The 12,617-nt window shown below is 64.5% G+C and carries 12 protein-coding genes; 3 read left to right on the top strand and 9 right to left on the bottom strand.

Going from position 1 to position 12,617, the window contains the following annotated elements; translation table 11 throughout:
- Positions 1-5: 5 nt before the first annotated feature.
- The 7 genes from G513_RS0120105 to miaB all read right to left on the bottom strand — a co-directional run bounded on the left by G513_RS0120105 (position 6) and on the right by miaB (position 6,558).
- Positions 6-530, bottom strand: coding sequence for a lipocalin family protein (locus G513_RS0120105; RefSeq protein ID WP_033418313.1), 525 nt, complete (start codon positions 528-530; stop codon positions 6-8).
- A gap of 85 nt (positions 531-615) precedes the next feature.
- Positions 616-1,098, bottom strand: coding sequence for a cytidine deaminase (locus tag G513_RS0120110; protein WP_022978657.1), 483 nt, complete (start codon positions 1,096-1,098; stop codon positions 616-618).
- Complete coding sequence (locus tag G513_RS24370) at positions 1,098-2,342, bottom strand: lipoprotein N-acyltransferase Lnb domain-containing protein (protein ID WP_022978658.1); 1,245 nt, start codon at positions 2,340-2,342, stop codon at positions 1,098-1,100. The genes G513_RS0120110 and G513_RS24370 overlap by 1 nt, the downstream gene beginning before the upstream one ends.
- Before the next feature lie 44 nt (positions 2,343-2,386).
- Positions 2,387-3,247 (bottom strand): CorC family transporter, encoded by an 861-nt coding sequence (locus tag G513_RS0120120; protein WP_022978659.1) that lies wholly within the window; start codon positions 3,245-3,247, stop codon positions 2,387-2,389.
- A 159-nt stretch (positions 3,248-3,406) separates the two neighbouring features.
- On the bottom strand, positions 3,407-3,862 hold the full coding sequence (gene ybeY, locus G513_RS0120125; RefSeq protein WP_022978660.1) for an rRNA maturation RNase YbeY: 456 nt from the start codon (positions 3,860-3,862) through the stop codon (positions 3,407-3,409).
- A 4-nt stretch (positions 3,863-3,866) separates the two neighbouring features.
- Entirely contained in the window at positions 3,867-4,877 is a 1,011-nt protein-coding gene (locus G513_RS0120130; RefSeq protein ID WP_022978661.1) for a PhoH family protein, read from the bottom strand.
- A gap of 259 nt (positions 4,878-5,136) precedes the next feature.
- Positions 5,137-6,558, bottom strand: coding sequence for a tRNA (N6-isopentenyl adenosine(37)-C2)-methylthiotransferase MiaB (miaB, locus tag G513_RS0120135; RefSeq protein ID WP_436197947.1), 1,422 nt, complete (start codon positions 6,556-6,558; stop codon positions 5,137-5,139).
- Between the two features lie 229 nt (positions 6,559-6,787).
- On the opposite strand from miaB, the gene G513_RS0120140 reads away from it, so the two are divergent.
- Entirely contained in the window at positions 6,788-7,066 is a 279-nt protein-coding gene (locus G513_RS0120140; RefSeq protein WP_022978663.1) for a hypothetical protein, read from the top strand.
- Positions 7,067-7,176: 110 nt separating this feature from the next.
- Here the strand turns inward: G513_RS0120140 and G513_RS25245 are convergent, their stop codons facing one another.
- On the bottom strand, positions 7,177-8,571 hold the full coding sequence (locus G513_RS25245; RefSeq protein WP_022978664.1) for an OmpA family protein: 1,395 nt from the start codon (positions 8,569-8,571) through the stop codon (positions 7,177-7,179).
- Positions 8,572-8,756: 185 nt separating this feature from the next.
- Between G513_RS25245 and prfB the strand changes: the two genes are divergently transcribed.
- Positions 8,757-9,852, top strand: a protein-coding gene (prfB, locus tag G513_RS0120150; protein ID WP_156891821.1) for a peptide chain release factor 2 whose coding sequence is annotated in 2 segments (ribosomal slippage) — positions 8,757-8,828 and positions 8,830-9,852 — 1,095 coding nt in all. Because the reading frame shifts where the segments join, the coding sequence is not laid out codon by codon here.
- A 15-nt stretch (positions 9,853-9,867) separates the two neighbouring features.
- On the top strand, positions 9,868-11,373 hold the full coding sequence (lysS, locus tag G513_RS0120155) for a lysine--tRNA ligase (RefSeq protein ID WP_022978666.1): 1,506 nt from the start codon (positions 9,868-9,870) through the stop codon (positions 11,371-11,373).
- 97 nt (positions 11,374-11,470) lie between these two features.
- Here the strand turns inward: lysS and G513_RS24380 are convergent, their stop codons facing one another.
- Positions 11,471-12,604, bottom strand: coding sequence for a sulfate/molybdate ABC transporter ATP-binding protein (locus G513_RS24380; RefSeq protein ID WP_022978667.1), 1,134 nt, complete (start codon positions 12,602-12,604; stop codon positions 11,471-11,473).
- Positions 12,605-12,617 lie beyond the last annotated feature (13 nt).

Here is a 12,617-nt window from a genome sequence, read left to right on the forward strand (position 1 = left end):
TTCTATTACCAGCGCTGTGGCACGCGCTTGACCTCTTTCAGGTCGTAGCCCATCGCCGCGATCTTGGCGAGGTGGCGGTCGTACTCGGTCTGGCTCATGTCCGGCTTGCGGGCCAGCAGCCAGACCAGATCACGCTTGGTGCGGGCAACGATCACACTCGAATAGTCGTCCGCCAGTTCGGTGATCAGGTACTCGCCCTTGATCGGCCAGACGAACTGCATGCCCCATTCGGCGTTGTTGGTCCCTTCGACGACGAAGCCCTTCGGCGTGTACTTCTTCGGCTTGCCGTCGAAGCCGCCGTCGCGGAACGTGAAGGTGGTGGCGATGCTGCCGTCGTCGTTGAGCTTGTAGTTCTCGATCTGGTTGTAGCCGTCCTTGTCGATGAAGGTCGGCACATAGGCGATCACGTACCAGTCGCCCATGAAGCGCGGCAGATCGACCTTGGCGGCGCGTTCGATCGGCGGCAGATGCGAGGTGGAAGCGCAGGCAGCCAGCGTTGCAGCACACAGCGAGGTAGCGAGACGCAACAGGCGATTCATCAGGGAATGCTCCGGCAAGGGAAAGGGGCTGAAGTTCAGACCGCCTTGTCCCGGTGACGTTCGTTCCGCTCCGAAGCTAAAGCCCGAAGGCCAGCGGCAGCAGCGCCCGGGCCGTGGTCTTGCGCACGCGCTGGCCATCGCGGCTGAGCATCAGCACCTCGATGTCGTGACCGCAGATGTTCACCGCTTCGGCGAGCACTTGGCGGCAGCGGCCGCAGGGCGCGATGAAGTCGCCGGTCACTGCGGCTTCCAGTTCGCCGACGGCGGCGATCGCGATGGCGACGATTTCGTGCAGCCGTCCGGCACTGCTGGCGCTGGCGATGGCGACCGTTTCGGCGCACAGGCTCAGGCCGTAGGACACGTTCTCGAAGTTCGCACCGCTGTGCCGGCTGCCGTCGGCGAACAGCAGGGTGGCGCCGACGTGGAAGCGCGAGTACGGCGCATAGGCGGTGGCCGTGGCCGCGAGTGCGGCACCGACCAGCGCGCGCTCGTTCGGGTTCAGCTCGTCGATCGGCGTGACGCTGACCGCTGGCAGCGCCGGATCGGTTTCAGCGTTCATCAGAGCTCGTCCGGTGGCGACTTGGCATGCCAGAAGATCCAGGCCAGCGCCGCATGCACCGGCAGCAACAGCAGGGCCCAGTGCAGGTTCTGCTGCGCGACGCCGGGCACAAAGCGCAGCAGCACGGCGATGAGGCTGGTGACCACCAGCAGCATGGCGATGCGCCGGGTCAGCCGCGCCGGCCGCCAGCGCGGCCGCGGATAGAGCAGCAGCGAGCCCGCCAGCCACAGGCTAAGTGGATTGACCAGCAGCAGGCTTTCGTTGCGCCAGCCGGCCCAGTGCTCGGTCGCGCCCCAGAGCAGCGCCAGCAGCACACCGCCGAGGCCACAGAGCAGAGAGAAGCCGACGGCGATCGGCATCAGCAGCCAGCGTGCAGTGACTGCACCGCGAAACTTCGCCAGGCCGAGCAGGACCGCCGCCAACGCGACTCCGGCGAGCAGGAACTGCAGGCGCAGATCCGGTGCATGGTCCGGCGGATCGCTGACGCCACCACCGGGCAGCAACCGCACTTCGCGACCGATCAGCGGCAGCACGCGGCCGTCGCCATCGGTGACGGTGGCGCCGCGCAGCGCCTGCATCAGCACCAGCGGCGCAAAGCTTTGCTGCCAGAGATCGATCGGCTTGTCGGCGGTCGGGCCCAGCGCCAGATCCATGACCACCATCAGCAGCGCATCGGGCGAAATCAGCTTGGTCGCTTCGCTGCGCCAGGTTGCTTCAGTAGCGTGGCCGACCAGTTGCGGCTTCAGGCCGCCGGCCATCGCGTAGTCGAGCGCGTCACGCACCCGCGTCGAGCAGTTGGAGATGAAGTAGTCGTAGCCGTACTCGGCGTTCTCCGGCTGCACGTTCCATTCGAGGTAGTCGCGCAGCAGGCCGATCTGGCGGGCATCGAGATTCAGCTGTTGTTCCAGCGCCCAGCGGCCCTCGGCCTGGTAGTTCAGCAGATCGCGTTCGAGGTAATTCGGCACCACGCGATAGGTCATGTGACCGCGCGCGAAGTTCAGGAAGAAGTTAGGCGCCGAGAAATCGAAGATGCCGTAGTTGAAGCTGATCGCCCGGCCGCTCCGGGTATCGCGGATCAGCAGCGCGTTGTGGCCGAAGCGCTGCCAGTACAGCGAGCCCGGCTGGAAGGTGACGATGCTGGCCGTCAGGTTTTCCGCCGGCTGGCCGCTGGGCACAAACGGCGCCGCTTGCAGCCGCGGCGCAACCATCGTCAGCAGCAACAGCAATACGACTGCGAGCTTCATGCGCAGACCCGAAAGAAGCTTGGGCATCGCGGAGTCAGCCGACCTCAGGTCTGCGACAGCGTGACCTGCAGCAGGTGCACCCTGCGGCTGTCGGCGCGCTGCACGATGAACTGGAAGCGGTCGATCTGCACGCTTTCGCCACGGCGCGGCATGTGGCCGATCTCGTGCATGACCAGCCCGGCGACGGTGTCGAAATCTTCATCCGAGAAATCGGCGCCGAAGTATTCGTTGAACTCGGCGATCGGCGTCAGGCCCTGGACCAGGAAGCGGCGATCGTCCTGCTTGAGGATCTGCGCGCTTTCCGATTCGTCGTGCTCGTCGTCGATCTCGCCGACGATCTGTTCGAGCACGTCCTCGATGGTGACCAGGCCCGCCACACCGCCGTACTCGTCGGCGACCAGCGCCATGTGGTTGCGGCTCTTGCGGAAGTCCTTGAGCAGCACGTTGACTCGCTTGGACTCCGGCACGAACACCGCCGGCCGCAGCCAGCGGGCGAGGTCGAAGCGTTCGCTGTCGGCCGAGGTGAAGCGCAGCAGATCCTTGGCCAGCAGGATGCCGGCGATCTCGTCGCGGGAATCGCCGATCACCGGATAGCGCGAGTGGCCGGCTTCGACGACTTCGCGCATCAGCTGATCGAGCGGCCAGTCGCGCTCGACGATCACCATCTGCGCGCGCGGCACCATGATGTCGCGCACCTGCAGCTGGCTGGTCTCGAAGACGCCGCGGATCATCGAGGCGGCATCGGAATCGACGAGGCCGGATTCGTGGGCGCCGTCGAGCAGATCGTTGAGGTCTTCGCGGGTCCGCGGGCCGCCAGCGAGGCGCTGGGTCAGGCGCCGCCACCAGCTGGAAGGGCTGGCTTCGGTTTCGCGTTCGGAGTAGGAGCTACTGGGGCCGTCGTTCATAACCAGGAAAAAAGTACCAAGAACCATGCCGCGCGCAGCGTGTTGGTGTGCGCGCAGCCTTGACCCGCTAGGCCTCTCCTTGAGGCGCTACAGGTTTCGATCGAATTTTGACCAGTCTAGCGCAATCGCTTTGCGCTTCCGTGGCGCGTCGACAAGACGTCAATAAGGATCAGGGAAGCCGAGCCCGGCCAGAATCGCCCGTTCTTCGGACTCCATCATTTCCGCCTCGCCATCTTCGAGATGGTCACGGCCGAGCAGATGGAGCACGCCGTGCACCACCATGTGCGCCCAATGGGCGCGCGTTTCCTTGCCCTGCTCGTCGGCTTCGCGCATTACTACCGGCGCGCAGATCGCCAGATCGCCGAGCGGCGGGCCGTCGTCGGTTTCCTCGAAACCTTCCGAGTCGTACGGGAACGACAGCACGTTGGTCGGGTAGTCCTTGCCGCGATAGCGGCTGTTCAGCGCGGCACTTTCGGCTTCGTCGACGATGCGGATGGTCAGTTCGCCATGCGTGTGGCCGAGGGCCGCCAGCGCCCATTCGCGCAGTGCCGCCGGTGCCGGCACACCCGCCGGCGGCACGCGGCGCTGGATGGTGATGTTGTGGCTGACGCTCATTGCCCTAGCGGAAATCCTTCGCGGCCCGCTCGCTGGCCTCGTAAGCCTCGTAGGCGCGGACGATGGTCTGCACCAGCGGATGACGGACGACATCGTTGGAGCCGAACTGCGTGAAGCCGATTTCCGGCACGCCCCTGAGCACGTTCATCGCGTGCATCAGGCCGCTGGGGACGTGCTTCGGCAGATCGATCTGGGTGACGTCGCCGGTGACCACGGCCACTGAGCCGAAGCCGATGCGGGTCAGGAACATCTTCATCTGCTCGACCGTGGTGTTCTGCGCTTCGTCGAGAATCACGAAGGCTTCATTCAAGGTGCGGCCCCGCATGAAAGCCAGCGGCGCGACTTCGATGACGCTGCGCTCGATCAGCCGGGCCACCTTCTCGAAGCCGAGCATTTCGTACAGCGCGTCGTACAGCGGCCGGAGATAGGGATCGATCTTCTGGGCCATGTCACCGGGCAGGAAGCCGAGCTTCTCGCCGGCCTCGACCGCCGGTCGCACCAGCACCAGCTTGCGCACGCGATCGCGCTCCAGTGCTTCGACGGCGCTGGCCACGGCGAGATAGGTCTTGCCGGTACCGGCCGGGCCGATGCCGAAGCTCAGCACGTTATTGGCGATATCGTCGAGATAGGCCTTCTGCAGCGGCGAACGGCCACGCACGACGCCGCGCTTGGTGCGGATCACCACGTCGTCGCCATTGCGGGCGCCGGGGATCGCGGCGAGCTTCGAGCGCGGCGCGAACTCGTGCAGCGCCATGTGCACGTTCTCGCCGTCGATCGCGCCGTATTCGGTCTGGTCGAACAGCGAACGGATCGCGCTTTCTCCGGCTTCGGCCTCGTCAGCCGGGCCGATCACCACATAGCGATTGCCGCGGTTGCGGATTTCGATGCCGAAGCCGACTTCCAGCGAACGCAGATGGGCGTCGAAGCTGCCGTTCAGATTGGCGATGCGCGGGGCATCGTCCGGGTCCAGCGAGAAATCGCGCCGGGAGATCGCAACGGGGTCAGAGGTATTCAATAGTTTGCGGGGTCCGGGGTCTGTTGCCATTACTTTGGTCGCTGCGGCAGAGGTCGTTTTTCCGCAGTGCAACTTGCGAGGAGCGGCCAATGGCCGACCCATTGGCGCGACGAGCAAGGCAGCAATGCGGAAAAACGGCCCCGCCCCGAAGGGTTGCGGCCAAAAAGCCGCCATGCCGCGTTGCGAGCCTTGAGAATAGAACAACTATTCTCTGCGGCTCGCGCCTTGCCTGGCGGCTTTTTGACTCGCAACGCAGCGATCAAAGTAATGGCAGCAGACCCCTAGCGTCGGCGGTGACGATTTCGCCGCGCAGGGAATTGGCCATGCTGGCGGTCACCTGCACGTCGACGAACTGGCCGACGAGACGGGCGGCATCGTGAGCCGGGCCATCGAAATTGATCGAGCGGTTGCAAGGTGTCTTGCCGGTCAACTGGCTACCACCCTTGCGTGACGGCCCGGTGACCAGCACCGACTGCACGGTTCCGACCAGACGCGCGGCAAATTGTTCACCGAACTCGCGGATGCGCGCCTGCACCCGTTCGAGGCGCGCCTGCTTCACATCCAGCGGCACGCCATCGCGCAGGTTCGCCGCCGGCGTGCCCGGGCGCGGCGAGTAGATGAACGAGTAGGCGGCATCGAAGCGCGCGGCTTCGATCAGCGCCATCGTCTGCTCGAAGTCCTCATCGGTCTCGGACGGGAAGCCGACGATCAGATCGGTCGACAGACTGATATTCGGGCGAACCTTGCGCAGCCTGAAGATCTTGCGCAGGTAATCGGCCTGCGTGTAGCCGCGCTTCATCATCGCCAGGATGCGATCGGAACCGCTCTGCACCGGCAGATGCAACTGGTTGTCGAGCTTCGGGATCGAGGCGAAGGCATCGATCAGTGCGTCATTGAAATGGGCCGGATGCGAGGTGGTGTAGCGCACCCGTCCCAGGCCATCGAAGCGCGCCAGGATGTGCAGCAGCAGCGCCAGATCGCAGTGCGAGCCATCGGCCATGACGCCGTTGTAGGCGTTGACATTCTGGCCGAGCAGAGTGATTTCGCGCACGCCCTGGCCGAGCAGTGAATCGACTTCGGCGAGCACGTCATCGAGCGGCCGGGAGATTTCCTCGCCGCGCGTGTACGGCACGATGCAGAAGGTGCAGTACTTCGAGCAGCCTTCCATGATCGACACGAACGCCGTCGGGCCTTCTGCGCGTGGCTCCGGCAGGCGATCGAACTTCTCGATCTCCGGGAAGCGGACGTCGACCGCCGGGCGCAGGGTGGCGCGGGTCTGGTCGATCAGCTCCGGCAGGCGGTGCAGGGTCTGCGGGCCGAACACCAGATCGACAGCGGTTGCACGCTTGGCAATGGCATCGCCTTCCTGGCTGGCGACGCAGCCACCGACCCCGACCAGCCTGCCGGGTTTCGCGGCCTTCCAGGCTTTCAGGCGGCCGAGATCGGAGAACACTTTTTCCGATGCCTTCTCGCGCACCGAGCAGGTGTTCAGCAACACCAGATCGGCATCGTCGATATCCAGGGTCCGCTCGTAGCCACGCGCGGCCTTCAGCACGTCCACCATTTTCGACGAGTCGTACTCGTTCATCTGGCAGCCGAACGTCTTGATGAAGACCTTGGAGGGCGGTGCTTGGGTCATTCCGGGCGTGGATCTGGGAGGCGCGAAGTATAACGGACGCATCCGCGACGCCTGGATGGCGGTTCTTTTGCGCGAGTGACCGCAGGTGTCCGGACCCGTCCGACTCTGTCCGCGGACAGGTTCTGTGCGACAAGTGTTTGTCTGCATGGAAATTTTTTTGCAATCGCTTTAATCCAGATGGCGATCTCGCTGCATCTCAGAGGTGCCGAAACGATAACGGCGCAAAGCACGCCGATCCGGCACCACTCAACTGACGCATGCGAGGACGACCATGAATTCGATCACCACCCCCATCACCACCCCAACCACCGCCCAGCCGGTTTCCTATGCGAGCCGCCGTCTGGCCGCCCGTGAAGAAGGCCGTGGCCTGCAGACGACCGCCGCCATCATGGCCGCGCTGGCCCTGCACATGAGTTTCGCCGTGGCGCTGATCCGCAGCGGCACCGATGCCGAGCGCATCTATGCGCAGCAGAGTGTCGAGCTGTCGGGCACGGTGGCCGATCTCGGCACCTTGCCGGCGATCCGCGTGGTTGGCCGTCGCGCCAGCTAAGCCAGTCGCGCCGATGCGTCGGCCATAAAAAACCCCGCAGCGGTTTCCCGATGCGGGGTTTTCGAATCTGATCAGCCGGCCTTTGTGCAGGCCGGCTGATCCGTCAAGCATCAGCCCGGCGGCGTTTCGGCCGGGGCTTCAGCAGGTGCTTCAGCTGGCGCTTCCTCGGCCGGGGCGGCTTCGGCAGGCGCCGATTCAGCCGGCGCTTCTTCTGCAGGCGCTGCTTCCGCCGGGGCAGCTTCGGCAGCCGGTGCTTCTTCGGCCGGCGCAGCTTCAGCAGGTGCCGCTTCCGCCGGAGCGGCTTCGGCAGGCGCTGCCTCGGCCGGGGCGGCGTCAGCAGGTGCTGCTTCAGCAGGCGCGGCTTCCGTCGATCCTTCCACCGGAGCGACGCTGACACCGCCGCCGCTGATTTCAGTGATCTTCAGTTCGACGCGACGGTTGAACTCGCGACCTTCGTCGGTGGCGTTGTCGGCCACCGGCATCGATTCGCCGAAGCCCTTGCTGGTCATGCGGTCCGCAGAGACGCCGCGGCCAACCAGATAGGCGACGACCGAGGCGGCACGCGCATCGGACAGCTTCAGGTTGTACGCGTCGCTGCCCTTCGAGTCGGTATGACCGTCGATCTCGACCTTGATGTCCGGACGCGCGATCAGCGCATCGGCCACCGGATCAAGCAGTGCCTTGGCATTGACAGTCAGCTTCGCCTTGTCGAATTCGAAGTTGACGCCGCGCAGCACCAGGGTGTCGCCTTCCTTGCAACCGTCGAGGTTGATCGGCTGGCCAGGGACCGGCGGTTCGCACGGCGGCGGCGGCGGCGGCGGAGGCGGAGCTGCTGCTTCCTCGACCGGCACGACTGCCACTTCTTCCTTCGGCGCTTCGACGGCCGGAGCCGAGCCGCGACCGCCGAGCGGAATGCGCAGGCCGACGTTGATCGCGATGTCCTGGAAGTACTGGTCGCGCGACGGGCTGATGCCGACATCGCTGCGGCCGTGGGCGTCATGGCGATACAGTGCTTCGACGCGCAGTGCAATACCCGGTGCGAACGGACCCAGCGGGGCATTGCTCAGCGTGAACAGGTAACCGAGGCCTGCGTCGAAAATCGTCGACGTGTAGTCCTTGACCAGACCCGGCAGATCCTTGCCCTGGCCGCGCGAAGCGGCGAGGCGGATGTAGGCGCCATCGAGCAGCGGATGGGTCGGGAACGGGAAGATGTTGGCGCCGGCACCGGCGCCAAACAGCTTCGCATCCTTGCCGGAAGAGCCGTTCGGATAGTTGGTGAAATGACCGAAGACTTCGAGGTCAAGGTTGTTGGTCAGTCGCTTGCCGACGGAAATGCTACCGCCAACGCCATCATCCTTGCTGCGATCGCTGTCGCCGATCGTGTAGTTGCCCATCGGCGATACGTAGAAACGGCGGTCCGTGTCGTCTGCGTGGACTGCCGTTGCCACGCCCGACCAGAGGGCGAGCACGAGCAAGCCGTTTGGACGGATGCGAAAATTGATCATCGTTCTCCCCTGCGCTTTATTAGTGGTGGTGCGAGCCACGGCTGTTGAGAAAGTAGCCGTACGAACGAGTTTTTATCACGCGCCAGATGGCAGCGACAACTATAGGGCGCATGTGAGGTTCAACCCTTGGACGTCGCCGACTATACTGCGCGCCCGTCGAGCATCGCCGAACTGTGGCCCATAGCGTGGAAATCAACCCGATCAAGAGTGAGATTACGGCCCTGCGAGTGCGTTTCGACGCGCTCCGGGGCTATCTTTGACTACGATGTCAAGTGTGAGCGCCTGGACGAAGTCGTCAAGGAACTCGAACAAAATGATGTCTGGGACAACCCCGAGCGCGCACAGACCCTGGGCCGCGAGCGGGCGATGCTCGAGAACATCGTCCAGCCGCTGACCAAGGTCCGCACTGCGCTCATCGATGCCGCCGAGCTGCTGGAGATGGCGGCCGAGGAAGGCGACGAGGGTTCGGTTGCCGCGATTGCCCGTGAAGTCGACGGTTATCGCGCCACCGCCGAGGACATGGAATTCAAGCGCATGTTCGCCGGCGAAGCCGACGCCAACAACTGCTTCCTCGACATCCAGGCCGGCGCCGGTGGCACCGAGGCGCAGGACTGGGCGTCGATGCTGCTGCGCATGTACACGCGCTGGGCGGAAGGCAAGGGCTTCAAGGTCGAACTGCTGGAACTGAGCGATGGCGACGTCGCCGGCATCAAGTCCGCCGCGTTGCAGATCGAGGGTGACTACGCCTACGGCTGGCTGCGCACCGAGACCGGCGTGCATCGCCTGGTGCGCAAATCGCCGTTCGATTCCGGCAACCGCCGCCACACCAGTTTCGCCGGCGTCTACGTGTCGCCCGAGATCGACGACAAGATCGAGATCGACATCAATCCTGCGGACCTGAAGGTCGATACCTTCCGTTCTTCGGGTGCCGGTGGTCAGCATGTCAACAAGACCGAATCGGCGATCCGCATCACCCACGTGCCCACTGGCATCGTCGTCGCCTGCCAGACCCAGCGCAGCCAGCACAAGAATCGCGATGCGGCGATGAAGATGCTGCGTTCGCGGATGTACGAGCAGGAACTTCAGAAGCGCAATGTCGCGAAGCAGAAGATCGAGGACTCCAAGAGCGATATCGAGTGGGGTCACCAGATCCGCTCGTACGTGCTCGACCAGTCGCGGATCAAGGATCTGCGCACCGGTGTGGAAATCGCCGACACCCAGAAGGTGCTCGATGGCTACCTCGATCCGTACATCGAAGCGAGCCTGAAGTCGGGTTTGTAAATCTCCAAGAAAAACATGACCGACGAACAGAAGCCGCAGGACGAAAACCACATCATTGCGACCAGGCGCGAGAAGCTCGACAAGCTGCGCGCCGCCGGTCAGGCGTTCCCGAATGACTTCCGTCGCGATGCGCTGGCCGAAGCGCTGCACACGCGCTACGGCGCGCTCGAAGGCGAAGCGCTGGACGTCGAAGCCTTCGGCAACCGCCACAAGCTCGCCGGCCGCCTGATCGCCAAGCGGGTGATGGGCAAGGCCAGCTTCGCGCAGATCCAGGACATGAGCGGCCGCATCCAGGCCTTCGTGCAGAACGAAGCAGTTGGCCTCGAACGCTATGCCGAGTTCAAGACCTGGGATGTCGGCGACATCATCGCCGTGTCCGGCACCATGTTCCGCACCAAGACTGGCGAGTTGTCGGTCAAGGCCGATGCGATCGAGCTGCTGGTCAAGACCGTGCGGCCGCTGCCCGAGAAGTGGGCCGGCCTCACCGATACCGAAATCCGCTATCGCCAGCGCTATGTCGATCTGATCGTCAATCCGGACGTGCGCCGCACGTTCCAGATCCGCGCCGGTACCGTGCGTTCGATCCGCAGCCACCTCGATGGCCTTGGCTTCGTCGAAGTCGAGACGCCGATGCTGCAGCCGATCGCCGGCGGTGCCACCGCCAAGCCGTTCGTGACCCATCACAACGCGCTCGATCGCGACCTGTTCCTGCGCATCGCGCCGGAGCTGTACCTGAAGCGCCTGGTGGTCGGCGGCTTCGAGCGGGTCTACGAGATCAACCGCAATTTCCGCAACGAGGGGCTGAGCACACGCCATAACCCCGAGTTCACGATGCTCGAGTTCTATCAGGCCTATGCCGATTATCTCGATGCGATGGATCTGGTCGAAGCGCTGATCCGCAATGCCGCTCAGGCCACGCTCGGCAGCACGAAGCTGACTTATCAGGGCGTCGATTTCGATCTCGCGCAGCCGTTCACGCGCGTTTCGATGAAGGACGCGGTGGCTGCCGAGAACCCGAATCTCGACGCCAGCCAGCTGTTCGATCGCGACTATCTGGCGGCTGCGGCGAAGGCGCTGCACATCCCGGTCAAGCCGGACATGGGCCCGGGCAAGCTGCTGACCGAGATTTTCGAGAAGACCGTCGAAGCCAAGCTCGTGCAGCCAACCTTCATCATCGAGTACCCGACGGAAGTCTCGCCGCTGGCGCGCCGTTCCGACTCGAATCCCGAGGTCACCGACCGCTTCGAGTTCTTCGTCGGCGGCCGCGAAGTCGCCAACGGCTTCTCGGAGCTGAACGACCCGGACGATCAGAAGGAGCGCTTCCTCAAGCAGGTGGAAGCCAAGGATGCCGGCGACGACGAAGCCATGCATTACGACGCCGACTACATCCGAGCGCTCGAATACGGTTTGCCGCCAACCGCTGGCGTCGGCATCGGCATCGATCGCCTGGTGATGTTCCTGACCGATTCGCCGTCGATTCGCGACGTTCTGCTCTTTCCGGCCATGCGGCCGGAAAGTTAAACAGTCATCCCCGCGATGCGGCCGGAAGTCTGATCAGGACGTCGTACAAAAAAAGCCCGGTCATCGCTGACCGGGCTTTTTCATGGCTGTACCGTCTTCAGGTCCGGCTGCGTTCGCGACGCTCGGTCACGGTCAGGGTCGGGTCGTAGCCGGATTCCTCGGCCACAGCAGCCACAGCCCGCGGGAACAGGCTGTAGCGCGATGGCCGGACTCTGATGCCATCGCCGATCTGCCAGCGCTGCACATCGGGATCGGGATGCGGCAATTCGATCTCGATGACGTCACCGCTGCTCAGCAGCTTCACGCCGAGGCGCAGCAGCAGGCCGGTGCGCTGGGTCTCGACGACCTTGCCGGCGAGCGCGGCGATATCGTCGTCACCGACCACGCGCAGCTCGTTCGGCCGGGTGTAGACATTGACCGGGCCCTCCGGCTCGGCACCGGCGGTGGCCAGCACCGCCGTCGCGCCGTTGAGCAGCAGCGCGCCGCGCTCCACCCGCGCCGGCAGCACGTTCGGCGTGCCGAGGAAGTCGTAGACAAATGGCGTGCTCGGCGCGTCCCAGACTTCGTCGGTGGTGCCCACCTGCTCGATGACGCCGCGGTTCATCACCACCACGCGATCGGCGAGTTCCAGCGCTTCTTCCTGATCGTGGGTGACGAAGATCGTCGTGTAGCCGGTTTCGCGATGCAGGCTGCGCAGCCAGCGACGCAGATCCTTGCGCACCTTGGCGTCGAGCGCGCCGAACGGCTCGTCGAGCAGCAGGACCCGCGGTTCGATGGCCAGCGCACGCGCCAGTGCCACGCGCTGCTTCTGGCCGCCGGACAACTGTGCCGGATAACGCTTCTCCAGCCCGCCGAGCTGTACCAGTTCCAGCAATTCGCGCACCCGCTTGTTGATCGTCGCCGTATCCGGGCGCTCCTTCTTCGGGCGGACGCTGAGACCGAAGGCGATGTTGTCGAACACGGTCATGTGCTTGAACAGCGCGTACTGCTGGAACACGAAGCCGACCTTGCGCTCCTGTACGGTGAGGCCCGTCGCATCGATCTCCCCGAAGCGCACCTGGCCGCCGTCGAGCGGCTCCAGGCCGGCGATCGCGCGCAGCAAGGTGGTCTTGCCCGAACCGGATGGTCCGAGCAGCGCCAGCAGTTCGCCGGAGGCGATGTCGAGATCGATGCCGCGCAGCGCGTGGAAGCTGCCGTAGTGTTTCTGCACGCGGCGAATCTGGATATCCATGTTTGTCGGGAGT

Source organism: Nevskia ramosa DSM 11499 (assembly GCF_000420645.1).
Classification (GTDB): domain Bacteria; phylum Pseudomonadota; class Gammaproteobacteria; order Nevskiales; family Nevskiaceae; genus Nevskia; species Nevskia ramosa.

Excerpts from the sequence above, each read along its gene's own strand:
- G513_RS0120110 (WP_022978657.1), bottom strand. The coding sequence starts at position 1,098 with ATGAACGCTGAAACCGATCCGGCGCTGCCAGCGGTCAGCGTCACGCCG.
- G513_RS24370 (WP_022978658.1), bottom strand. The coding sequence starts at position 2,342 with ATGAAGCTCGCAGTCGTATTGCTGTTGCTGCTGACGATGGTTGCGCCG.
- G513_RS0120120 (WP_022978659.1), bottom strand. The coding sequence starts at position 3,247 with ATGAACGACGGCCCCAGTAGCTCCTACTCCGAACGCGAAACCGAAGCC.
- ybeY (WP_022978660.1), bottom strand. The coding sequence starts at position 3,862 with ATGAGCGTCAGCCACAACATCACCATCCAGCGCCGCGTGCCGCCGGCG.
- miaB (WP_436197947.1), bottom strand. The coding sequence starts at position 6,558 with ATGCGTCCGTTATACTTCGCGCCTCCCAGATCCACGCCCGGAATGACC.
- G513_RS0120140 (WP_022978663.1), top strand. The coding sequence starts at position 6,788 with ATGAATTCGATCACCACCCCCATCACCACCCCAACCACCGCCCAGCCG.
- G513_RS25245 (WP_022978664.1), bottom strand. The coding sequence starts at position 8,571 with ATGATCAATTTTCGCATCCGTCCAAACGGCTTGCTCGTGCTCGCCCTC.
- lysS (WP_022978666.1), top strand. The coding sequence starts at position 9,868 with ATGACCGACGAACAGAAGCCGCAGGACGAAAACCACATCATTGCGACC.
- G513_RS24380 (WP_022978667.1), bottom strand. The coding sequence starts at position 12,604 with ATGGATATCCAGATTCGCCGCGTGCAGAAACACTACGGCAGCTTCCAC.